This window comes from Paenibacillus sp. OAS669 (assembly GCF_014873645.1).
GTDB classification, from domain to species: Bacteria; Bacillota; Bacilli; order Paenibacillales; family NBRC-103111; genus Paenibacillus_S; species Paenibacillus_S vulneris.
On record NZ_JADBDR010000023.1, the window covers coordinates 40343 to 65313 of the forward strand.

Consider the following 24971-nt stretch of genomic DNA (forward strand, 5'->3'; position numbering starts at 1 on the left):
ATCTGCACGACATTGCCCCTAACTCGTCCAAGTCGGGGCGATGCCGAAATTTATTATACAGCAGCGTCTTCCATCTGTTTGATACGTTGAGCATAATCTTCGGATCTAGCTCTATCTCTCTCCAAGATTGGCTTCAAGTAACGGCCGGTATAGGAGCCTTCCACCTTCACCACTTCTTCCGGTGTTCCGGTAGCTACGATGGTACCGCCTTTGCTGCCGCCTTCTGGACCGAGATCGATCAAATAATCTGCGGTTTTGATAACATCCAGGTTATGCTCGATCACGAGGACCGTTTCGCCGCTCTCTACCAATCGATGCAGTACCTTAAGCAGACGGTCGATATCATGGATATGAAGCCCTGTGGTAGGCTCATCCAGTATATAAATTGTCTTGCCGGTGCTTCTACGGTACAGCTCGGCTGCCAGCTTCACGCGCTGCGCCTCGCCGCCGGATAAGGTTGTCGCCGGTTGCCCCAGGTTCATATAGCCTAAGCCTACATCCAGAAGGGTTTGCAGCTTGCGGTGGATACGCGGAATGTTTTTGAAAAACTCGCATGCATCCTCAATGGTCATATCCAGCACTTCCGAGATATTTTTCCCTTTGTAATGCACTTCGAGCGTTTCCCGGTTGTATCGCTTGCCCTTGCAAACTTCGCATGGTACATACACGTCAGGCAGGAAATGCATTTCAATCTTGATAATGCCGTCTCCTCGGCAAGCCTCGCAGCGTCCGCCTTTGACGTTGAAGCTGAAACGGCCCTTCTTGTAGCCGCGTACCTTGGCTTCATTGGTAGCGGAGTAGACGTCGCGAATATCATCGAACACACCGGTATACGTAGCCGGGTTGGATCGTGGAGTTCGCCCGATAGGCGACTGATCGATGTCGATGACTTTATCGACATGCTCCAGACCTACAAATTCACGGTATTCACCGGGACGTACCTTGGCTCCGTTCAGCTCCTTGGCCAATGTTTTATACAGGAGCTCATTGATCAGCGTACTTTTGCCGGATCCGGATACACCGGTGACGCAGGTGAACACGCCTAATGGAAATTTGACATTGACGTTACGCAGATTGTTTTCCTTGGCACCTTTGATTTCGAGCCATTTGCCATTAGGCTTACGACGCTCGGCGCTGACAGGAATAAACTTCTTGCCGCTTAAATATTGGCCTGTCAATGAATGGGGATCCTCCATGATCTCCTTCGGAGTGCCTTGGGAAACTACGTTGCCCCCATGAATCCCCGCTCCCGGCCCAATATCGATAATATAATCAGCGGCCAGCATCGTATCCTCATCATGCTCTACGACGATCAAGGTGTTGCCCAAATTACGCATATGCTCCAGCGTCTTAATTAATCGATCGTTATCACGCTGGTGGAGTCCGATGCTGGGCTCATCCAGAATGTACAGAACGCCCATTAAGCTTGAGCCGATCTGGGTAGCCAAGCGTATGCGCTGCGCTTCTCCACCGGAGAGCGTACCGGCGGCGCGATGCATCGTCAAATAGTCCAGCCCTACGTTGACCAGGAATCCAAGCCGTGCCTTGATTTCCTTTAAGATCAGGTGAGCGATCTGAAACTCCCTGTCATTCAGCTGCAGGGACTCGAACCATTCTTGTGAATCTCCAATCGATAGAGAGGTCACGTGAGCGATATTTTTGCCGTTAATCGTAACGGCCAAAGTCTCCGGCTTCAGCCGCTGTCCTTTACACTTGCTGCAAGGCTTGGAGCTCATATAGGTCTCGATATGCTCACGAATCCCATCCGAGAACGTATCGCGATAGCGGCGCTCCAAATTCGGAATAATCCCTTCGAAAGCGACCATAGCTTCTTTTTTATGGCCCATATCATTCTCGTACCGGAAACGAACCTTCTCTCCGCCTGTACCGTAAAGAAGCTTCTTCATTTGCTCTGCCGTAAGCTCACTTACAGGCACGTTTCTCGGAATACCGTAATGATCGCATACCGCGGCCAGAAATTGAGGGTAATAATTCGAGGTGCTTCCCGCCCAAGCCTCAAAGGCGCCGTCCTCAATCGTCAATTTCGGGTCCGGAACCAATAAATCCGGATCTACTATCATTTTACTGCCCAGGCCGTCACAGTCAGGACAAGCACCGAATGGGCTGTTGAAGGAGAACATTCTTGGAGCGAGCTCCTCTATGCTGAACCCGCATTCAGGACAAGCCAGGTTTTGGCTGAACAGAAGCTCCTCCTGCTCCAATATATCGACAATAACGCGGCCGCTTCCCAGCTTTAACGCCGTTTCAAGAGAGTCCGCCAAGCGAGCCTGCACATCCGCCTTGACGACGATACGGTCCACAACGACTTCTATGTTGGACTTTTTATTTTTATCAAGCTCAATTTTATCCGATAGATCCATGACTTCTCCGTTGACGCGCACGCGAACGAAGCCTTGCTTCTGAATGTCCGCCAGCAGCTTCGTATGCTCGCCCTTGCGCCCGGAAATAATCGGAGCCAATATTTGCAGCCGGGTACGTTCCGGGTACTCCATAATCCGGTCGACCATTTGCTCCACGGTCTGCGAAGTAATCTCAATCTTATGAATCGGGCAATGCGGACGCCCGATCCGGGCGAACAGCAGCCGGAGATAATCGTAGATTTCCGTTACCGTACCTACGGTCGAACGAGGATTCCGGCTGGTTGTTTTTTGATCGATCGATATCGCGGGTGACAATCCTTCGATCGAGTCCACATCCGGCTTATCCATCTGGCCCAGAAACTGCCTTGCATAGGCAGACAGGGATTCCACATATCTGCGCTGTCCTTCCGCATAGATCGTATCGAACGCAAGAGATGATTTCCCGGAGCCGCTGAGCCCCGTTAATACTACAAATTTGTCGCGGGGAATCGTTACATCGATATTTTTCAGGTTGTGCGCTCTTGCGCCCTTAATCACAATATTATCTCTGGCCACTTGCCTTCCACCATCCTTCATATTCAACGGAGCTGACAGCTGTTCTACTTTCCGTACTCGCTTTGATGGAGAATCCGCCATTTCCGAATTTCTAATCTATTCACTATAGATTCAATGCATGAATCTTTATTTCAACATTATACCCATTAAAGCTCTGCCTTTAACTCCATAACGGCATCGCGAAGCTCGGCGGCGCGCTCAAACTGCAGGTTTTTGGCCGCTTCCTTCATCTCTTGCTCCAACCGTTCGATTAAAGACATGCGGTCCTTCTTCGACATCTTGGCCTGCTTCACATCGGTCAAATAATCCGCCTTGGTCTCAGCAACCTTGACCGCTTCAATAACGTCGCGGACCTTCTTCTGAATCGTCTGCGGCGTAATCCCGTGCTGCTTGTTATAGGCCATCTGGATTTCACGACGGCGATTCGTCTCGCGTATCGCTTTATCCATAGAGTCGGTTATTTTATCCCCGTACATGATGACCCGGCCGTTAGCGTTTCTCGCCGCCCGCCCGATCGTCTGGATCAACGACCGCTCTGCACGAAGGAAGCCTTCCTTATCTGCATCCAGAATAGCGACCAGGGATACCTCCGGCAGGTCGAGCCCTTCTCTCAGCAGGTTGATGCCTACCAGCACATGAAATACACCGAGCCTCAGCTCACGAAGGATTTGCATCCGCTCCAGCGTCTTGATGTCCGAATGCAGGTAACGTACCTTAATGCCGATTTCCTTAAAGTAATCTGTCAAATCCTCGGCCATCTTCTTCGTTAATGTGGTAACGAGCACCCGCTCATCCTTGCGAATCCGGTCCTGAATCTCCCCAAGCAGATCATCGATCTGTCCTTTGGTCGGACGAACCTCGATCTCGGGATCGATCAAGCCGGTCGGACGAATGATTTGCTCCACCATTTCCGGACAATGCTCCAGCTCGTAAGGTCCTGGAGTAGCCGAAATATACAGCGCTTGGGTGATCTTCTTCTCGAACTCCTCGAAGCGCAGCGGACGGTTATCCAAAGCCGAAGGCAGACGGAAGCCGTGCTCTACCAGCACTTCCTTACGCGCCCTGTCTCCATTATACATCCCGCGAATTTGCGGAAGCGTCACGTGCGACTCGTCCACGACAATCAGCATATCGTCAGGGAAGTAATCGAACAGGGTATAAGGCGTAGCTCCGCGCTCGCGGAACGTGAGGGGGCCTGAATAGTTCTCGATGCCCGAGCAGAAGCCCATCTCCTGCATCATCTCGATGTCGTAGCGCGTCCGCTGCTCAAGCCGCTGGGCCTCCAGCAGCTTGCCTTGACCGCGAAGCTCCTCCAGCCGTTCCTCCAGCTCACGCTCTATATCGACAAGCGCCCGCTTCATCGTATCCTCGTGGGTTACGAAGTGGGATGCCGGGAAAATAGCGATATGATCCCGCTCGCCCAGAATTTCGCCGGTCAGGACATCAATCTCCGTAATCCGTTCGATTTCATCGCCGAAGAGCTCCACACGAACGGCATGCTCGCTATGTGAAGCCGGGAAAATCTCTACGACATCCCCCCGAACACGGAACGTGCCGCGAACAAAATTCATATCGTTGCGCTGATACTGGATGTCGATCAGTCTATGCAAGATCTCATTGCGCGAACGCTCCATTCCGACACGCAGGGACATCACCAGGTTCCGGTACTCCATTGGAGAACCCAAACCGTAAATACAGGAGACACTCGCTACGATAATGACGTCGCGGCGCTCGAACAGCGCGCTGGTAGCGGAGTGGCGAAGCTTATCAATCTCATCATTTATGCTCGAGTCTTTTTCAATAAACGTATCGGATGAAGGAATGTAGGCCTCAGGCTGATAATAATCGTAGTAGCTTACAAAATATTCAACCGCATTATTCGGAAAAAACTCCTTCAGCTCACTGCACAGCTGCGCAGCCAGCGTCTTATTATGGGCAATTAACAGTGTAGGCCTATTCAGCTGTGCAATAACCTGAGCTGCTGTAAACGTCTTCCCCGTTCCTGTCGCTCCAAGCAGCGTCTGATGCTTTTTCCCTGATCGGATACTTTCTAAAAGCTTCTCTATGGCCTTGGGCTGATCCCCTTGAGGGGAAAACTCGGATACCAGCTCAAAGCGCTTGTCACTCATCACTACATCGTTCATTTCTTCACCGCCTATTGAAAAAGATCATTCTCTATAAACTTTTGCCGGGATGTTTCCGATAAATACTATGCGTCACATCGACGCAGGTTGACTCCGTTCGACTTTTTCCTCTATAGGAATATTTGTTCCCATATATTATACCTTTTTTCAGGTTATGTTGCAAACGCATAAGTCTTCCACTTCTATGCTGCAGCCACAGCCGAAGAACGGATTAAAAAAAACAAGAAGCATTCTCATTTACTCGAACTAGGGGTGGTACGAAAAATGGATTTGACAACAATTCTAGGTATTGTATTCGGCTTGGGCGCCCTAATCGGCGGTTACATGTGGGATGGAGGACATATTTCTGCACTGATAGTCCCAAGTGCCATGCTGATCGTATTCGGCGGAACCATTGGAGCGGTTGTAGTAAGCTTTCCAATGTCAACGTTGAAGGAAACGCCAAAAGCGTTGAAAATGGCATTTAAAGAAACCAAGCGCGATCCAGGCGCTATCATCGACGAGCTGGTCGACATGGCTACAGTTGCCAGACGGGAAGGCGTACTTGCCTTGGAGCAGCGTGCGCAGGAGCACAGCAACGACTTTTTGCGCGATGGCTTGATGATGGTCGTTGACGGCACCGATCCTGAATTGACAAGACAAATTTTGGAGCTCGAAATGGATGCGTTGGAGCATCATCACGAAGGCTGGGCCAAAATTTTTGAATCCGCCGGCGGTTTTGCGCCAACGATGGGGATCATCGGTACGGTAATGGGTCTGATCCACGTTCTGGGCAACCTTTCCGAGCCAAGCACATTAGGACCTGCAATCGCGGTCGCTTTTGCCGCCACCTTGTACGGGGTTGCATCCGCTAACGTTATTTACATGCCGCTTGCCCAAAAGATCAAAGTCCGCAGCAAGGAGCAAATCTCCGAAATGGAGCTTATGCTGGAAGGGATTTTGGCGCTGCAAGCCGGTGAAAATCCGCAGCTGATCAAGAAAAAATTGAAATCGTTCCTACACCAAGAGCAGAAGAAACCGGAAAGCGAAGGTGATACCGGTGGCGAGGAGAAATAAAAAGCACGCAGCCCACGAGAACCATGAACGATGGTTAATTACTTATTCCGACTTGATCACGCTTCTTCTGGTTTTCTTTATCATCATGTACGCCATGAGTAAAATCGATAATGAAAAGTATTCGGTCCTGGCCTCAGCGCTCAGCTTTGAATTTAAGAAGTCGGATACGGTGCTGCCACAGGGTGAAGGGGTTCTCGGCCGCGTAAGCACCGCCAAGTCACAGGAAGGCGAGAAAACCGAGAACAACGAGAAGGATAAGAAAGAACGCGAAGAACTGGAGCAGCGCGAAAAGCAGCTGCAAAACTTGCTGGAACAAGTTCAGCAGTACATTCAGCAAAACAACCTGCAGGCCCAAGTGTCCGCCGCCAATACCCCAAGAGGAGTTGCGGTGACACTGAACGATCTGTTCCTGTTCGATCTTGGAAAGGCCGATTTGAAAAAGGATGCCTACCCGATATTGAACCAATTGGCCAGCTTGTTCCCTACTCTGAAGGATACGACGATCAGCATTGAGGGGCATACGGATAACCTTCCGCTAGCGACGGGTTCGCTCTATAAGGATAACTGGGGGTTGTCGAACGAACGTTCCCTATCGGTGCTTCGCTACTTTGTATATAATGACGGCTTGGATCCGAAGCTCTTCATCTCGACCGGCTACGCCGATACCCGGCCTGTCGCCGACAATGATACCGTCGAGAACCGCGCCAAAAACCGCCGTGTCGAAATTGTCGTTCTCAGAGGTAAAAGCTGATCATACACCACTAGGTTATCGGTAAAATGATTAATATCGGTTCGAAAAAAAGCTGTCGGGGATATCCCCGGCAGCTTTTCAATTTACTATTCTCTATACGTTACATCGGCTTCGTCGTATCGGAAGGCTTGCTGAGCAATCCGACCAGCTTTCTTCTCATATAAGCGAAAATAGGGGTCTGCTTCTCTACGGCATAGTACATTGCATCTTGATCCGGGGCCAATAAAATACCTAATTGATGATGCTCTCCCGAGAACATGGCCCGCTTCAAAAATTTACTCTCCCCCGCCAAGTTCAATACTTCCAGCTTGCAGAAGGCCGAATTCACTTGCATAGCCTGGTGAAGCTCACTTTTGGTTCGTATCGGCATTCCATTGACTTTATGAAGTATTTCGCCTGGCACAATGCCAAGCTCGTCCGCAGGACTCCCGGGCAGTATGGCCAGTACCTTTAAGCCCCTCTGATCGTGTACAAATATCGGACTGCGCTTGGCTTCGTCCCAACGGCTGAACAAGAGCAGCCCTTCATGCAGCGCAATGCATAAGAGGGAAGCGGCCAAGGTCACTACAGGCCATTCATGAACGGCAATCGCAAGGAGCAGGACGAGGCAGGCATACAATGCCAACAATCTGGACGTCAGCCTGGCCTTCATTTGCGGCAGCCGGGACATCGTTAATTCTGCAAAGCCGATCATGACGGGGAAACCGACAATCGTCCAGCCACCGCTCCATAATTCACCGCCTAACAGCGGAGTCCAGGGCAATGGATGAACGTTCCCTCCCTGAAGCGGCACCAGCAAAAACAAAGCGACAGGCCAAAATCCCTGCATGTGATAACCGCCGACAATTTTCCCGCGCTTGCTTTCGTAAAACATCGGCGTGGCCGTTCTCGCCCCCTGCAACCGAACCAGAATAGCTTCAATTAAGTGAAGCACAGCCACAAGAGCAAGCAGCGTCGGCACGTTAAGGCTTCGTAAAGGCTCCAGCAACCAAGCTGGCATTATGTCCGATATAGTGCCTATTGTGCTGACCAGCACTTGAATGATTCCTATAGCCCCGACCGCATAAGCCCAACATAGAAACCGGACACGGAACAAGATCAGCAACAAAGAAATAATCCATAGCAGGACAACGGCCTCCGGCTGAATGGTTGCTCCAACAACGGCCATAAGAACGGACGCGAGCAGGCCGCCAATCCATCCCCATAGCAGCGCCCGCCATGTTTCCGATATTAATGAATGCAGCTTGGTATGAAATAGCTTGCGTTCTAATTGAATCTGTCTTCGATACTGAAGCACTATAAATAAAATCCCTACATAATAGAACGGATGCAACAGCAATTGCAGCAAGGCGTGAAGCCCTTGGTAAGCCAAATCCGCTAATAAGTTCATTAGGCTGCTCCTTTGTACACAAGGATAAAGGCATGACCGCCTATCGTACATCATTCATGGGTTCAAAAAAAGAAAGAAAGCTGGACGAGTCCAACCTTCTTTACCATTCGACGCCTATAGGGGCTTTTCCTTCTACGATTCCATTTTTCCAACAGACCTTATTTGGTTATAGCCGATTGGATTTCCTGAACGGCCGCTTTCAGCTGCAGATCGTTCTTCGGATCTTTGATTTCATTCAAGATCGCTTTTTCCAGCTGATTGGCTGTTTCTACGTCAACTTCACCGGTGACCGGCAAGTTATGAAGACGTTGGAATGCTTTTACAGCTGCAGCGGTCTTCTCACTAAAGTAGCCGTCGGTCCGATCCGGATTCATTCCGAGTCCGGTCAGCATGATTTGCAGGTTCTTCACGTCATCGCCAATCGAATCAGGCTTAAGGGTCGCCTTTTTCGTCAATGGAGCTACTTTAAAATAAGCCGGCTGTTCAACAGCAATGTCGGGAGTAATCCCTTTTTTGTGAATCCATGTTCCGTTCGGCGTCAGCCATTTGTATACGGTCATCTTAATATTGCTTCCATCGCCCATTTCCTTCTCGAACGGCACCTGTACCGTCCCTTTTCCGAAGGAGGTTTCCCCGACCAGCTTGCTACCAGCGGAGTCACGAAGAGCGCCGGCCAATATTTCGGAAGCACTTGCGCTTCCTTTGTTCATCAGAACGGTGACCGGATAGCTTTTTCCCGCTCCCTGGGACGGTGTATCCTCCTGCTTGCCGTTACGGTCCTCGATCTTGACAATCGGTTTGCCTTTGGCAATAAACGGCTCTGCAATCTCCACTACAGCCTGCAGTAAGCCGCCCGGATCGTTACGAACGTCGATGACAAGCCCCTTCATTCCTTTGGATTCCAGGTTTTGCAGCTCTTCCTTGAAGCGTTTGGCCGTATTCGTGGAGAACTGGCGAATTTCGATTTTCCCGATATTGCCTTGAAGCATCTCGGCGTAGACCGTTTCTACGTCAATGTCATCACGAACCACGATCATTTGGATCGGCTCCTGAGTACCCGGACGCAGGATTTCAAGCTTCGCCTGGGTTCCTTTCGGACCGCGGATTTTCATCACGGCCTGGTTCAGCGTCAGCCCGTCCAATTTCTCTCCGTTCACCGACAGAATGACATCCTTGGCATGCAGGCCCGCTTTCTCCGCCGGAGAGCCCTTGATGGGAGCCACGATCGTTACTTTGCCGTCTTCCGTAGATACCTCAGCGCCAATCCCTTGGAACGAGGATGTGATGCTTTCGTCAAACTGCTTCGCTTCCTTCTGGTCCATATACACGGTGAAAGGATCGTCCAATGTGGCGAGCATTCCGTTAATGGCTCCGTTGACGACCTTTTCATGATCGACCTCAGATAGGAATTTGTTCTGTATCAGCTGATACGTCGTTGCTATTTTGTTCATGTCCTTGGAAGTTAACCCTGATTTCACCGTAGCCGTGGAGCCTTCCTTCCCGGCACCGGCAAACATGGACGGATTTACAATCGTAAGCGTCATAATGCTGCTGGCGAACATAGCCAACAAAATAAATGCTAAAACCGTACGTCCCTTAAACGTCATTGCCCTTTACACCGCCTTTGTTCCTGCCTTGGTGAACTCGTCTCTGTATTATATGACAAGCTATTAGAAATTATTAACAGCGGTTTTTATTTTAAATACGGTTTCGGATCAACCGGATCTTCGTTAATGCGCACCTCAAAATGCAGATGGTTGCCAGTGGATTCTCCTGTAGAGCCCACTTCCGCGATTTTTTGGCCGCGCTTCACATGGTCTCCTTTTTCTACTACCGTACCTCCATTGCGAATGTGTCCATATAGCGTCCAGTAACCGTTCCCATGGTCAATGATTACCGTGTTGCCGTAACCGCTCCACCAGGAAGCGACAATGACTTCACCCTCTGCTGCCGCCAAAATATCCGTGCCGTTAGGGGCACCCAAGTCAATGCCTTTATGCAGCTTCTTGGCGCCGGTGAACGGGTCGGAACGGTATCCGAAATCCGAAGTCATCGGAGCTACTTTAGCTAACGGATAGCCGAATTTGCCCCCGGAGGTGGATGTTGGTGCCGCCGAGGCTGTAGAACCGCCTCCACCGCTGCTGCCGCTATTTCCGCTTGCCTTCGCCTTGGCCGCCGCATCCGCTGCAGCTTTCGCAGCCTCTGCCGCAGCCGCTTTACGCTTTTGCTCCGCTAAAGCAGCCGACTTACGGGCATATTGAAGAAGCTGCTGCTCCTGATCCTCGCTGATGTCTTCAAGCTCTTTTTCCTTTTTGGACAGGCTGGCAATTTTGACTTCCTTATCTTTCTCCTTAGCCACCAGGCTAGCTTTGATTGCAGCAGACTGGCTATATAGATCACTTACCTGCTTGAACTCCTGCTCAATCTGATTTTGCTTCACTTCTTTGGCTTCCCTATCCCGTTGGTTCGCCTGCAATATTTCTTTATCCTGATTCACAATAGCCCTCAGCGCGTTCATGCGGTCCAGGAAATCCCCAAAGCTCGTAGAACTAAGCAGAACGTCCGCATACGATACGACACCGTTCATGTACATAAGACGCAGACGAGATTTTAGCAGCACATCGCGGGCCTCGATTTGGGCCTTCAGCTCGTCCAGCAGCTTGCTGTTCTCTGTCAGCTTATCCTTCGTATCCGCTATTTGCTCATTCAATTTGTTCAGCTTCAAATTCTCATCTTCGATCTGCTTAATGATGCTTTTGACCTCAGCTTCCACCTGCTGTTTATCCTGCTGTACCTTGCTTATTTCCTGCTGGGTTTCGGTAGCCTTTTGCTGGGTGGAATTTTGCTGCTTCTTCAGTTGATCCAGCTGCTGCTGAATCTTTTGCGATTCGGACAAAGCAAAGGACAGCTGCGGCACAAGCAGCGTACTTGCCATCCCCGCGGTAACGACCAGTGATAGAACGGACTTCTTCAACTTTCGTTTCCTCCCCAACTAGATTCATTCCTTAGCCGGATATGGCTTAAGCTTGTTTACACCATCTATGCTACACTCGCAAAAACTTTCGTACGGACAAGGTGCTGCCAAAGATCCCGATTAACACGCCGATTCCAAGCAGCAGACCCGACATCGAATAGTATATCTGATTAAAAGGCAGCAGCTTAATCATCAGCAAGTTCAAATCAAGCTGTGTCGAGCTCATCAATTCCCAGTAACCATATAACAAAATGGCGGTAGGAATAATGGATCCTACAATGCCCAGTAAAGCACCCTCGATAAAAAATGGCCAACGAATAAAGGAGTTCGTCGCCCCGACCAGCTTCATGATGCCAATCTCGCGGCGACGCGCTACAATAGTAATCTTGATCGTATTGGCGATGAGGAACATAGCCGTCAATGCAAGCCCTGCTACCAGCACAAGTCCGATGTTACGAACGATTTGGGTAACCTTAAACATCGTTTCCACCGTTCCCTGTCCGTAGCTGACACGATAAATTGGTTTGGAGGCTTTTCCGTTGTTCAGATCGCTGATTTGCTGGGCAACCGTTCCTACCTGACGGGGCTCTACCACTTCGACGGTAAAGGAATCATTCAGAGGGTTATTGTCTCCGTCAAATCCTTCCAGCAAAGACTTTCCGCTATCGCCGAGCTTGTCCCGCAAGTAATTAAGTCCTTCGTCCTTCGATATGAAGGTAACGTTGGCAACATTGGCTATAGAGGCAATCTCCGTTTGCAGGGATGCCGTCTGCTCCTTGGTAATGTTCACATCCAGGTAAACGCGAATCTCAACCTGCTGCTCGATTTGCTGAGCGAGATAATTCACATTCAGCGTCAGCAGTAAAAATACACCTAATATCAATAACGAAATGGCAATTGAGCTTATCGAAGCGAACGTCATCCAGCCATTGCGGATCACATTTTTACCGCCTTCCCGTAAGTGGCGGAAGCCTGTGCTAATCCTCATAGCCGTATTCACCCCTAACTTCGTCACGGGCAATTTGTCCCTGTTCAATAGCCAGAACACGCTTGCGCATCGTGTTTACGATTTCTTTGTTGTGTGTAGCCATGATGATCGTCGTACCACGAAAATTGATCTCTTCCATCAGCTTCATAATGTCCCAGGATGTATCGGGGTCGAGGTTACCCGTAGGCTCATCGGCAATGATGACCGAAGGGTTGTTCACGATAGCCCTGGCGATCGCTACCCGCTGCTGCTCTCCGCCAGATAATTGCGTCGGCAAAGAGCCGGCTTTGTCCTTCAGCCTGACGAGCTCAAGAACCTCCTGCACACGCCGGCGGATCAGCTTTTTGGGTGCTTCAATAACCTCCATTGCAAAGGAAATGTTCTCATACACAGTCAGCTTGGGAAGCAGGCGGAAATCCTGAAAGATAACACCGATATTGCGGCGCACATACGGAATCTTGCGCTGCTTCAGCTTTTCCAAATTAAATCCGTTTACAAAAATACTTCCCTTCGTAGGCCGCTCTTCTCTATAAATCAATTTCATAAATGTCGATTTTCCTGCACCCGACGGACCTACCACATACAAGAACTCATTGCGGTCCACCTTGACATTGATGCCTCGCAACGCCTGACTTCCATCGGGATACGTCTTCCAAACGTCATGCATTTCAATCACGGTATCACATCCTGAATTTTTAGCTAGCTTATATCCTTTCGACATAAACAGGTAAATTCCTTTACGCGTAAAAGATTTTCAACACATTTTCACATTTACCCCGGCATTTTTTGTAGAAAACACGAATATTCCCACAGGCAAATTTCCGAAATGACAGCATATATATCAATATGTACGAGCAGAGCTTGTCATGGAACCATGAAACCAAAGGAGACGAAACCGATGACGCGTCAGCGCATGTTGATATGGCAGGCGATTGTAGGCTTGCTGCTGTTTGCCGGTGCCGCCTGTGCAGCCATGGCCTGGTACGGATCGCAGCGAACGCTTCCCGCAGGCTTAACCGTAGATAACTGGGACGTCGGCGGTTTACCGATTCTTGAATTCGAGCGCCAACTGGAGGACAAAAAAAAGCTGCTACTGCAGCAAACAGTCCGGATGGTCAGCAAGCAGCCCGATGTTCCGTTTCAGCCTGCAGACTGGATGCTGGATCAGCTCGGATTGGATCTCTCCCTGCAGGACGTGATCGACCGGCTTCAACCGCTCAAAACGGGCTCCTTGTTTCACAGAGCCGCCTATCGCTGGCATATCCGCAATGAAGAGTGGCCCCTGGCCCCTACCTTCGATGCTGCCAAGCTTCATGCCACACTTATGCGCGGATTTCCGGAGCTGTACAATAGACAGCCTGTCGATGCTCAAAGAATTGTAGGTCCGAACGACATGATCAGCTATGTTCCCGAAACAGCCGTCATGCGTATCCATGAACCGGAGCTGCTTCAGCAGCTGCAGCGAATTCTTCCTTCCATGGGAACCATCGGTTGGACAGTGGGAAAGGATGGGCGGCGCTTTGCGGACTACCCGGGGGAAAATCACTCCGGAGAAGGAGCGGTCCAGCGGGTTCAGGAGGAGGCAGCGCCCGTGGTATTGCCTGCGGGGAAAACGCCGTTTCTTGTCGTGCTCCCTTTGGTAAAGCAGGAGCCTGCCGTCACCATCAGCATGCTGCAAGCCCAAGGAATTGAGCGTAAAATCAGCGAGTTTACAACAACATACCCGCAAAACGGCGATGGGCGGATTCACAATATACGCTCTACAGCCCAATCTATCCAAGATGTGTTATTAAAGCCCGGGGAAACCTTCGATTACGCAACCTATATCGCCCAAACCGAAGCCAAATTCGGCTTCAAGGAAGCACCCGTCATTCTCAACGGCAAGCTGGTGCCGGGTATCGGAGGCGGGATCTGCCAGGTTTCGTCCACTCTGTACAATGCCGTGCTTCGCGCAGGCCTGCAAATCGTCGAGCGACGCAACCACTCCCTTCCGGTCAGCTATGTTCCACTAGGGCAGGACGCCACCTTTGCAAGCGGCCATATCAACTTCAAATTCCGCAACAATACGGAGAAGCACCTGCTGATTCGTACCTATACGGACGACCGCCAGATTACCGTCAAATTATTCGGACAAACGCCAACGGATATTACCTACGCCATCGAGTCGACTACTATCGAAAAGCTGCAGCCTTCCATCAAATACATCTTAAACCCGACGCTCCCCAAAGGAAAAAAACAGACCATCAGCACAGGAAAAACCGGCTACGTCGTCGATACGTACCGGATCAAAATGAAAAATGGAGTCGAGATAAGCAGGGAAAGGATTTCTCATGACACGTATGCCGCTCAACCTACCATCATTGCTACCAACCAAGGCAGTGCCGCAGAACCGAACAACCGGCAGCCGGAAGCCCCACTTATAGAGGACGGCGTGAAAGGGCCGACTTTCCGGTAAAACAATCCCTCAAAGCGAAGCCCAGGTTTCGAAGTGGTCAGATACTATGAGGGGAGCCCATTAAAAAAAGCGGTTGGACAGAGTCACCTCTCTGCCAGCCGCTTTCGTTTATTTCATCAACCATTCACATTTATTGGCTTTTGTTACTGTACTGCTCGAACCATTCGTTCGTATGGTTGATCACTGCCTCAGCACGAGCAATAGCTTCGCTAACCTGGTTGCTTGCCGTACCGCCGTAAACGTTACGGGCGTTAACGACCTGCTCCGGCTGCAATACTTTATAGATATCCTGCTCGAAAAGAGTTGAGAACTGGTGGAATTCCTCCAGCTTCAGATCGAGCAGGAATTTGCCGTTTTGGATACAGTAGAGTACTGTTTTACCGATAACTTCATGTGCTTGGCGGAAAGGCAGGCCCTTGTTAACCAAGTAGTCCGCAATATCCGTTGCATTAGAGAAGTCCTGGTTAACCGCTTGACGCATGCGATCCTTATTGACCTTCATGGTGCTGACCATCGGGGCGTACAGCTGAAGGGCGCCTTGGAGCGTACGAACCGTGTCCAGCATGCCTTCTTTATCCTCCTGCATGTCCTTGTTGTAGGCAAGAGGCAGTGACTTAAGCACCGTCAACAAGCCGAACAGGTTGCCGTATACACGGCCGGTTTTTCCGCGAACAAGCTCCGGTACGTCCGGATTTTTCTTCTGAGGCATGATGCTGCTTCCCGTACAAAATGCATCGTCAAGCTCGATGAAATGGAATTCTGTCGAAGACCAAAGAATGAATTCTTCGCTCAAGCGGGACAGGTGCATCATAATCATGGAAGCATTGGACAGAAACTCGATGATAAAATCGCGGTCGCTGACGGCGTCCAGGGAATTCTCATACACACCGTCGAAGCCCAGCTGCTGAGCCACGAAATGACGATCGATCGGGAATGTCGTTCCCGCCAGAGCTCCCGCTCCGAGCGGCAGCACGTTAATGCGTTTGTAGCTGTCCTGCAAACGCTCGATATCGCGCTGGAACATCGATACATAGGCCATCAGATGATGGGCGAACAAAATCGGCTGAGCGCGCTGAAGATGCGTATAGCCAGGAAGGATTGTATCGAGGTTTTTCTTCGCTTGCTCGATCAATGCTTCCTGAAGCTTATTCAACAGCCCAACGAATTCCACCACACGTTTGCGCAAATACAAGTGCATGTCGGTAGCGACCTGGTCGTTACGGCTGCGTCCCGTGTGCAGCTTGCCACCTACAGGTCCAACTTCTTCGATCAGGGCTTTTTCAATGTTCATGTGGATGTCCTCGTCGCTGACAGAGAACTCCATTTCCCCGCGGCGGATCGTGCCTTGCACCTTCAACAACCCGTCCTTGATGGTCTCCACATCTTCCTGCGGCAAAATTCCGCATTTGCCAAGCATCGTTACGTGAGCCAAGCTGCCTTGAATATCTTCTTCAGCCAGCTCTTTATCGAACATGATGGAAGCCGTATACTCCTCCACCAGCTGGTCCGTTTTTTTAGTAAATCGTCCACCCCAAAGCTTTGACACGGCTGCTGCCCCTTTCTAAGAACTTTCCGGAGGAAAGTTGACTTCGTAAGCAATACTAACGAGCTTTCCTCTAGGAAAGCTAAGTTTGTCGAGAAACCTGAAAATCTGAAAAATAGCTTTGGTACTCCGGTGGGATATCCCCTTCTGGTCGCTGTTGTTCTCGGGAAATGTTGATTATCTTCGCTATATAGCGGTATTTCCCGAGAACAAAGGCGAACGCTATCGCTCCTCCAGGAGATACCCCACTTATCACCTTTCGCATTTTTCTGTACGTTAGGGTTTCTCGATAGCCCGAGCTTTCCTTGAGGAAAGCTCTTTGTGTATACGTGATGCAGGGCCTCCCTATGGAGATCCACAGGAAAGCCCGTCTCACGAAAAGGCCGCGATTCCCACGGCCTTCTGTCCTTACTTCTTCGCGTTTTGTTGAACGCCGGAAGATACCTTCAAACGAAGCGCGTTCAGGCGGATAAAGCCTGTTGCGTCACCTTGATTGTAAGCTTGTGTAGGATCAGCTTCCATCGTGGCGATGTCAGGGTTGTACAAGCTCACAGGGCTTTGTACGCCGGCTCCGATAACATTACCTTTGTACAGCTTTAGACGGACCGTACCTGTTACATTCTTTTGGCTCTCATCCACGAGCGCTTGCAGAGCAAGACGTTCCGGAGCGAACCAGAAGCCGTTATATACAAGAGTCGCATAACGGGAGATCAGGGAGTCACGGAGGTTCATAACCTCACGGTCCATGGTCAAGGACTCCATTTTGCGGTGAGCGGTGAACAGGATTGTTCCGCCCGGAGTCTCATATACGCCGCGGCTCTTCATGCCGACAAAACGGTTTTCTACCATATCTACACGGCCGATGCCATGCTTGCCGCCCAGCTCATTCAGGCGTTCCATTACTTGCAGGGGCGTCATGCGGTCGCCGTTCAAGCCGACGCAGTTCCCTTTTTCAAAATTCAGCTCTACATACTCCGCTTGGTCAGGTGCATCCTCAGGGTCTACACTCAAGACGAACATATCCTTGTTAGACGGCGCACTTGGATCGAACCATGGATCCTCAAGCATGCCGCTCTCAAAGCTGATATGCAGCAGGTTACGGTCTGTCGAATAAGGCTTTGCAGCGGAAGCTGTTACCGGAATTCCGTGCTTTTCGGCATATGCGATCATTTCTGCGCGTCCAGGGAAGGTTTCGCGGAACTCATCCAAACGCCAAGGAGCAATAACCTCCAGCTCTGGAGCCAAAGCAGCTACAGTCAGCTCGAAGCGAACTTGGTCGTTCCCTTTTCCTGTCGCACCGTGTGCGATAGCTGTTGCGCCCTCTTTGCGCGCGATTTCTACCATGCGTTTGGCAATCAAAGGACGTGCGATACTTGTACCGAGCAAATATTGTCCTTCATACAGCGCACCTGCTTGGAACATAGGGAAGATGAAGTCCTTTGCAAACTCATCGCGGAGGTCGTCGATGTAGATTTTGGAAGCGCCCGTTGCCAAAGCTTTAGCTTCCAGACCGTCCAGCTCTTCCTTTTGCCCGATGTCCGCAGTAAATGCGATAATCTCTGCATCATAGGTTTCTTTTAACCATTTCAAAATGATCGATGTATCCAAACCGCCCGAATAGGCCAGTACGATTTTTTGCTTTGCCATTGTCCCGCTCTCCTTTATTCATCAAGCCCGCACACAGTGGGCAGCTGGTTCATGCCCACCGCTTCATAGCAGACTCTCTATAGTAAAAATTACATAACAGCAACCATGATTGCTTTTTGCGCGTGAAGACGGTTTTCCGCCTGATCAAAAATAATCGAGTTCTCCCCGTCGATAACGCCTTCGCTAACCTCTTCGCCGCGATGCGCCGGCAGGCAGTGCATGAACAAGTAATCCTTCTTCGCATACTTTGCCAGCTCTTCGTTCACTTGGTAATCCTTAAAGGCGATCTCACGCTCTTTTTGCTCGGCTTCAAAGCCCATGCTTGCCCATACGTCCGTATAAATAACGTCCGCGTCCGCTACCGCTTCCTTCGGATCGTTGCCGACGTACAGCTTGGAGCCGGTTTGTGCCGCCACTTCTTTCGTGGACTCCACGATACCTTTATCCGGCTCATAGCCGACCGGTGATGCGGAAGCAAAATCAACACCCAGCTTAGCCGACATCATCATCAAGGAATGCAGCATATTATTGCCGTCCCCGACATAAGCAACCTTCAAGCCTTTTAAAGTGCCTTTATGCTCCAAAATCGTTTGGAAATCCGCCAATGCCTGGCAAGGGTGCGTACGGTCCGTTAAGCCGTTGATGACCGGGATGGTGGCGCCTCTCGCCAAGTCAATGACCTTGCGGTGCTCGTAGGTACGGATCATAATGCCGTCCAAGTAACGGGACATCACTTGCGCCGTATCCCAGATCGATTCTCCGCGCCCGATTTGAAGATCGTTTTTGCTCAAGAAGAGAGCTTGACCGCCCAATTGGTACATCCCTACTTCAAATGATACGCGTGTACGAGTTGACGATTTTTCAAAGATCATCCCCAGCGTTTTTCCTTTGAGAGGCTGGTATACCTCCCCGGCTTTTTGCTTCCGTTTCAATTCAATAGCCAGGTCAATCAAATATTTCAGCTCTTCCGGAGAATAATCGGCAACGGCCAGGAAGTCCCGTCCTTTCAAGTCGATGGCCACAGGCTGTTCGGTTCCTGCCAATGTAATCGCCCCTTTCAATAAGTTGTATAAGTAACCATCCGCCAAGCAGGAGGGCACAGCTGTCAAATCCGGAATCAATACCTATCCGCAAGTAACAGCATTCCTACCCTCTAAGCTGCTTTCAGCGGGCTTCATTTATTTTAACGCTAGCTTAATGTCGTCTAAAGATGCTTATACCGCTGCTGCGGCTTGTTTGCTTAATACGGAGCAGACTACATCAAGTCCGCGATCCAGGTCTTCTTTGGAGATGAGCAAGCTTGGCGCAAGACGAATAACGTTAGGCCCGGCCGAAACAACGAGCACGGCTTGCTCCTGGATAGCTGTAATCAAGTCAGCCACCGGCTGCGTGCAGCCGATGCCGATCAGCATTCCAAGACCGCGTATTTCCGTCACCAGCGGATTACCTGCCAGCTTCTCCTTCAACGTATTGACGATGTAATCCCCAAGCTCCGCCGCACGATCCGACAGCTTCTCGGCAAGCATCGTTTCCATCGTTGCGATACCCGCTGCGGTGGACAAGTAATTGCCTCCGAAGGTGGAGCCGTGGCTGCCTGCACTGAATGCACTGCGCAGATGCTCCTTACCGACCATCGCCCCGATCGGCATTCCGCTTCCCAACCCTTTGGCCAGGGTAAAAATGTCCGGCTCCACGCCGTAATGCTCGTAAGCAAACATTTTACCAGTACGTCCGATACCGGTTTGGATTTCGTCAATGATCAACAGCAGCCCATGCTGCTTGCACAGCTCCGCTACGCGGGCCACGAATGCAGGATCAGCCGGATTAACGCCGCCTTCACCTTGTACCAGCTCCAGCATGATAGCGCATGTTTTCGGTCCGATCGCTTGCTCCAGGGCTTCCGAATCATTGTATGGTGCGTATACGAAGCCTTCTGGAAGCGGTGCAAAGCCGTCCTTTACCTTATCCTGCCCGGTCGCGGTCAATGTTGCCAAGGTACGTCCATGAAACGACAGGTGGAAGGTAATAATTTCGTATTGGTCCGGCTTGCCGAGCACTTTGTTGAAATACCGGCGTGCCAGTTTGATGGCCGCTTCGTTCGCCTCCGCACCGCTGTTGCAGAAAAATACGGCATCGCCGCAGCTGTTGTCCGTCAGCAGCTTCGCGAGCTTTTCCTGATTCGGAATATGAAACAGGTTGCTGGTGTGCCACAGCTGGTCAACTTGATCCTTCAGGCGTTCCTTGACCTGTTTGGGCGCATGCCCCAGGTTGGTAACCGCCAAGCCGCACATCAGATCGAGATACTCCTTGCCATTCTCATCCCATAGACGGCTGCCTTCCCCCTTCACAAATGCTAGCGGGTAGCGCCCGTAATTCGGAAACAATGAATTAGCTCCTTCTCCCATGCTGAATCACTCCTTTTTTCTATGATAACTATCCATATAACTGCATTTATTTAACGATTCGTGTTCCGATTGCAGCGCCTTTGATCACCTTGCTCAATACTTCCGGCTCCGCACCGTTCACGATGATGACCTCACGAACTTTGCCTTGAATACATTGAACCGCCGCACGAACCTTCGGAATCATTCCACCGTAAATTTCCCCGCTGGCGATCATAGCGTCGATCTCCTGCACCGTTACGGAAAGCAGCACTTTTTTCTCGCCGTTCATGATGCCAGGCACATCCGTAACAACGATCATTCGTTCAACGCCCAGATGCGATGCAACGGCGCCTGCGGCCGTGTCCGCATTAATATTATACCGCTGGCCTCCATCGGCTCCAAGTCCGACAGGCGCAATAACCGGCATATAACCCATCTTCACGATTCCTTGAATCAGCTCGGCGTTGACTTTCGTTACGTCGCCGACAAGACCGACTTCGTGAGCGTTAGCGACCGGCTCTGCCTGAATGAGATGACCGTCTACCCCGGACAGTCCCATAGCCCGAGCCCCGGACAGCTGAATTTTGCGTACGATCTCTTTATTGATTTGACCCGACAGCACCATCTCAACCACGTCGAGCACGGCTTCATTGGTCTTCCGCAGACCGTTGACGAACTCGGTTTCGATACCGAGCTTCTCAAGCGTTGAAGAAATCGCCGGACCGCCCCCGTGGACGATAACCGGAATGATGGCCTCATCCTGAAGCCTCTTCATATCCAAGAAAAATGAATCCGGCAGAGCCGCCAGCGTGCTGCCGCCGCATTTCATTACAAAACACATTGCGCTCATGCTTCGTTCCCCTTTATATACACGGCTCGCCCGCTAACAGCCTTGTGCTGTACCGGCAGACGTTCCGTTTGCTCAGCTTATTTTCGTTGAAAATCTCTCTTACGTCCGGTACGCCGCGTTGATGCGAACATAATCATAGGTCAAGTCGCAGCCCCATGCGGTTGCAGTCTCCGAGCCCATGTTCAAATTCACGTGAATTTGCACCAGCTCGCCCTTCAAGTACTCCTCGGCCCGGTCTTCATCGAACTTCACCGGACGCGACTGCTCCAGTACGAGGATATCCCCCAAACGGATGTCCACGGTTTCCGTATTCACCGGCTGACCAGCGCGGCCTACTGCCGCAATGATACGGCCCCAGTTCGCGTCTGCGCCGTAGCAGGCCGATTTCACCAGGCTCGAGCCGACGATCGTCTTGGCAATCGCGCGTGCCGCTTCCTTTGTCTCGGCTCCTGCCACGTTGACCTCGATGAGCTTCGTAGCGCCTTCCCCGTCGCGGGCAATGGCTTTGGCCAAATATTCGCCTACATAGCGGAAGCCCGCTTCGAACGAAGCCCAGTCCGGATGCTCCGGCGTCAGGCTGTCATTGCCAGCCATGCCGCTCGCCATAACGACAACCATGTCGTTAGTGCTTGTATCGCCATCCACGGTGATCATGTTGAAGGTGGAATCCGTAACGCCGTTCAGCAGCTTTTGCAGCTGGGCGCTCTCAATGTTGGCGTCCGTCGTCATAAAGCCGAGCATCGTTGCCATGTTCGGATGAATCATGCCCGACCCTTTCGCTGCACCGGCAATATGTACCGTTTTGCCATTCACCGTCAGCTTGACGCAGGTCATCTTCTGCACCAGATCGGTCGTGAGGATCGCCTGACAGAAATCTTCTCCTCCGTCCAGTTTCACTTCGGCAGGAAGCTTCTCGATCCCGCTCAGCACCTTAGGCATTGGCAGCAGCTCTCCAATAACTCCCGTCGAGGTAACGCCGACATGATGCTCCGCAACGCCAAAAGCTTTTGCAGCTGCCGCACGCATCTCGCGAGCGTCGTCCTCTCCCTGCTTACCTGTGCAGGCGTTGGCATTGCCGCTGTTAACGAGCATCGCTTGCAGCTTGCCGTCTACGGCAATGCTATCCTGCGTCACGCGCAGAGGCGCCGCCTGAAAGGCATTGAGCGTGTAGACACCCGCAGCTTGGGCAGGAACCTCACACACAATGACACCGAGGTCAAAACGATTTGTTTTCTTCAAGCCGCAATGCAAGCCTCCTGCACGAAAGCCCTGCGGTGTTGTGATCGAGCCTTCCGGCACGACGGTAAATTGATCCTTCACTTTCATCTTCTCCTCACCCATGGCATGTTACTGTTATGGATACACCGGGGTGAACGCCAAACCGGTCGATTCTTCCCAGCCCATCATCAAGTTCAAGTTTTGGACGGCCTGACCGGCTGCCCCTTTCACTACATTATCAATGACTGAAATGATCGTTAAACGGCCCGTACGCTCATCCATCGAGAAGCCGATATCGCAATAGTTGGAGCCCCATACCTGCTTCGTCGCCGGCCACTGGCCCTTCTGGCGAATTCTCACAAAGCGGCGGCCTTCATAATACTGACGGTACATTTCAATGATCTCATCTTCCGAATGAGTGCCATTAAGCTTGACATACATTGTTGACAAGATACCGCGCGTCATCGGCACCAAATGAGTGGTAAAGGATACAACGACCTCTTCACCTGCTACACGGCTGAGAACCTGCTCAATTTCCGGCGTATGCTGGTGCTTATTCACTTTGTAAGCCAAGAAGTTTTCGTTAATTTCGGAATAATGAGAAGCTAAATTCAAGCCGCGGCCTGCACCGGACACTCCGGATTTGGCATCGATAATGATCGAGGACAGATCTGCCCAGCCCTTGTCGACCAAAGGAACCAAGCCGAGCAGCGTTGCCGTCGGAAAGCATCCCGGATTCGAAATAAACGTCGCATCGCGAACTTCATCATCGAATACTTCGGATAAACCGTACACCGCTTTTTCTACATAGGCCGGATCCGCCGGCTTATGCTTATACCATTTTTCGTACACTTCTCCAGACTTCAACCTGAAATCACCGGAGATATCAATGACCTTTAGGCCTGCGTCTACCAGCTTCGGAGCCAGCTCTGCAGCTACGCCATGTGGAGTCGCCATGAATACCACATCCGCTTTTTGCTTCATCAGTTCTACGTCGATGCCGTCCAGGTTGCCGACCATAATTTCATTCAAATGCGGATATCCGTCTGCAATCGGCGTTCCCGCGCTGGACGAAGAGATGACCGAAGTGATCTCCACGTTGGGATGCGCCAGAAGCAGCCTAATGACCTCTACTCCGCCGTATCCTGTTGCCCCGATAATTGCCGCTCTTAATTTATTAGACATAACCGTTCCCTCCACATGAAAAACTATGTATTATTATACATTCGAAGGTATAATAATTCAATGGATTTTTTCCCCCGATTTTGCTTCTTCCCCGATGTATTTTTCCTGCATAAACTTTTACTTTATGAGGCAAAAATTTCTTGCTGCCTTCCCCATTTTACCTAATCTGTCCCAAATTGCATACACTCACTTTTTTAAGATGGAATATGAAATTTGAAGCCTTCTCCGAGCACCTCATTCGTATCGCTCAATATGACAAAAGCCCCCGGATCCAATGCCTTCACAAGCTGCTTCAACCGGGTAACCTCTGATTGTCCTACTACAACCATCAGCACCGTCCTCTCTTCACCGGTATAGCCTCCCGTAGCATGCAATTGGGTGACCCCGCGGTCCAGGTCATGCAAAATCGCTTCCCGTATCGCTTCCGTTTCGGAAGAGATAATAAAGGCTACTTTAGAGTAGCTCAGGCCCAGCTGAACAATGTTGATGGTTTTGCTCGTTACGAATAATCCGATCAAGGCGTAGAGCGCTTTCTCCGGAGACAAGACGATACCCGCGGTCAAAATGACCATCCCGTCCAGCATTGCAACAGCCAGCCCCAGGCTCAGCCCCGTAAATCTATGTATCATTTGGGCAGCCAAATCCAACCCTCCCGTTGAACCTCTGCCGCGGAAAACAAGTCCAAGCCCCATACCTATTAAAATGCCGCCATAAATACTGGCCAGCAAAATGTTATTTGTCAATGGCGGAAGATCGCGCGTTAGCAGAATAAGCAGCGGCAGCAGAACCGAGCCTATGGCCGTTTTAACCCCGAACTGGCCTCCAAGAGCCCAGGTTCCTAATAAGAATAAAGGAATATTCAGTGCCCATTGGGTAATTGCAGGCTCAATTCCAAACAAGGAATTCACAATGATGCTGATACCGGATACCCCTCCGGAAGCAACCTGATTCGGACTCAAAAACATATTGAAGCTGATCGCGATCAACAGTGAGCCCAGCAGCAAAAGCACATACTCCATGACGCGCTGTCCCGGTCCAGGCTGCACTATTGCCGGGTTCCGCGGCCGTTTCTTCCTGCTTTGCATACGCATCCCTCCGTACCCTTCGTAACAATGTCATCGCAAACAAAAAAACATCCTACACGGACATAACCGTATCAACAATAACAAGGCAAGATCATGGACGGCCTGGTGCCGCCCCTCTTTCCAACGTTCTGTAGACTTGGCTTTATGTGTAGGATGTGCTTCCATGTTTTTATTTATAAAACGCTGAATTATTCGTGCAGGTTGTTGAAAAACCTATTCATATAGAAAAATGCGAAAGGGGGTAGGTGGGGTATCCCTCGTAGGAGCGGTAGCGTCCGCCTCCCTCATTATGCTTCACTTTTCTCGTTCAGTCTCGCTCATTCGCAGGATTCCATCATCATCGATTTTAAAAAAATATTAATGAT

General features: G+C 50.7%; 18 protein-coding genes. 3 read left to right on the forward strand and 15 right to left on the reverse strand.

Annotated elements, in window-relative coordinates; translation table 11 throughout:
• Window positions 1–53 precede the first annotated feature (53 nt).
• Window positions 54–2936, reverse strand: coding sequence for an excinuclease ABC subunit UvrA (uvrA, locus tag GGC63_RS31955; protein WP_192705727.1), 2883 nt, complete (start codon window positions 2934–2936; stop codon window positions 54–56).
• 146 nt (window positions 2937–3082) lie between these two features.
• On the reverse strand, window positions 3083–5080 hold the full coding sequence (gene uvrB / locus GGC63_RS31960) for an excinuclease ABC subunit UvrB (RefSeq protein ID WP_079914283.1): 1998 nt from the start codon (window positions 5078–5080) through the stop codon (window positions 3083–3085).
• Window positions 5081–5344: 264 nt separating this feature from the next.
• On the opposite strand from uvrB, the gene GGC63_RS31965 reads away from it, so the two are divergent.
• Together GGC63_RS31965 and GGC63_RS31970 are read left to right on the forward strand one after the other, a co-directional pair.
• Complete coding sequence (locus tag GGC63_RS31965) at window positions 5345–6136, forward strand: flagellar motor protein (RefSeq protein WP_079914282.1); 792 nt, start codon at window positions 5345–5347, stop codon at window positions 6134–6136.
• Complete coding sequence (locus GGC63_RS31970; RefSeq protein WP_079914281.1) at window positions 6120–6887, forward strand: flagellar motor protein MotB; 768 nt, start codon at window positions 6120–6122, stop codon at window positions 6885–6887. The genes GGC63_RS31965 and GGC63_RS31970 overlap by 17 nt, the downstream gene beginning before the upstream one ends.
• 100 nt (window positions 6888–6987) lie before the next feature.
• Here GGC63_RS31970 and GGC63_RS31975 read toward each other — a convergent pair whose 3' ends face one another.
• From GGC63_RS31975 to ftsE, 5 genes are all read right to left on the reverse strand, one after another.
• Entirely contained in the window at window positions 6988–8277 is a 1290-nt protein-coding gene (locus GGC63_RS31975; protein ID WP_192705728.1) for a PDZ domain-containing protein, read from the reverse strand.
• A gap of 158 nt (window positions 8278–8435) precedes the next feature.
• The gene (locus GGC63_RS31980) at window positions 8436–9884 is read right to left on the reverse strand and encodes a S41 family peptidase (protein WP_192705729.1); all 1449 of its coding nucleotides are present in this window, start codon (window positions 9882–9884) and stop codon (window positions 8436–8438) included.
• 86 nt (window positions 9885–9970) lie between these two features.
• Entirely contained in the window at window positions 9971–11251 is a 1281-nt protein-coding gene (locus GGC63_RS31985) for a murein hydrolase activator EnvC family protein (protein ID WP_225948640.1), read from the reverse strand.
• Window positions 11252–11321: 70 nt separating this feature from the next.
• Window positions 11322–12239, reverse strand: coding sequence for a permease-like cell division protein FtsX (ftsX, locus tag GGC63_RS31990; protein ID WP_192705730.1), 918 nt, complete (start codon window positions 12237–12239; stop codon window positions 11322–11324).
• Entirely contained in the window at window positions 12229–12915 is a 687-nt protein-coding gene (gene ftsE / locus GGC63_RS31995) for a cell division ATP-binding protein FtsE (protein ID WP_079914328.1), read from the reverse strand. The genes ftsX and ftsE overlap by 11 nt, the downstream gene beginning before the upstream one ends.
• A gap of 222 nt (window positions 12916–13137) precedes the next feature.
• Here ftsE and GGC63_RS32000 point away from each other — a divergent pair, with 222 nt between their 5' ends.
• Window positions 13138–14694, forward strand: coding sequence for a VanW family protein (locus tag GGC63_RS32000; RefSeq protein ID WP_225948642.1), 1557 nt, complete (start codon window positions 13138–13140; stop codon window positions 14692–14694).
• 130 nt (window positions 14695–14824) lie between these two features.
• Here the strand turns inward: GGC63_RS32000 and argH are convergent, their stop codons facing one another.
• The 8 genes from argH to GGC63_RS32040 all read right to left on the reverse strand — a co-directional run bounded on the left by argH (window position 14825) and on the right by GGC63_RS32040 (window position 24606).
• Entirely contained in the window at window positions 14825–16240 is a 1416-nt protein-coding gene (argH, locus tag GGC63_RS32005) for an argininosuccinate lyase (protein WP_192705731.1), read from the reverse strand.
• Window positions 16241–16645: 405 nt separating this feature from the next.
• Complete coding sequence (locus tag GGC63_RS32010) at window positions 16646–17884, reverse strand: argininosuccinate synthase (RefSeq protein WP_079914274.1); 1239 nt, start codon at window positions 17882–17884, stop codon at window positions 16646–16648.
• 89 nt (window positions 17885–17973) lie between these two features.
• Window positions 17974–18927, reverse strand: a complete 954-nt coding sequence (gene argF, locus GGC63_RS32015) for an ornithine carbamoyltransferase (protein ID WP_079914327.1) — start codon at window positions 18925–18927, stop codon at window positions 17974–17976.
• A gap of 171 nt (window positions 18928–19098) precedes the next feature.
• Complete coding sequence (locus tag GGC63_RS32020) at window positions 19099–20289, reverse strand: acetylornithine transaminase (protein ID WP_192705732.1); 1191 nt, start codon at window positions 20287–20289, stop codon at window positions 19099–19101.
• A gap of 46 nt (window positions 20290–20335) precedes the next feature.
• Window positions 20336–21118, reverse strand: a complete 783-nt coding sequence (gene argB, locus GGC63_RS32025) for an acetylglutamate kinase (RefSeq protein WP_192705733.1) — start codon at window positions 21116–21118, stop codon at window positions 20336–20338.
• 99 nt (window positions 21119–21217) lie between these two features.
• Window positions 21218–22444: a bifunctional glutamate N-acetyltransferase/amino-acid acetyltransferase ArgJ gene (gene argJ, locus GGC63_RS32030; protein WP_192705734.1), complete on the reverse strand. Its 1227-nt coding sequence runs from the start codon at window positions 22442–22444 to the stop codon at window positions 21218–21220.
• Between the two features lie 27 nt (window positions 22445–22471).
• Window positions 22472–23521, reverse strand: a complete 1050-nt coding sequence (gene argC / locus GGC63_RS32035) for an N-acetyl-gamma-glutamyl-phosphate reductase (RefSeq protein WP_192705735.1) — start codon at window positions 23519–23521, stop codon at window positions 22472–22474.
• A gap of 194 nt (window positions 23522–23715) precedes the next feature.
• Window positions 23716–24606 carry a YitT family protein gene (locus tag GGC63_RS32040; protein ID WP_192705736.1) on the reverse strand — a complete coding sequence of 297 codons (891 nt, stop codon included), beginning with the start codon at window positions 24604–24606 and terminating at the stop codon, window positions 23716–23718.
• Window positions 24607–24971: the final 365 nt, after the last annotated feature.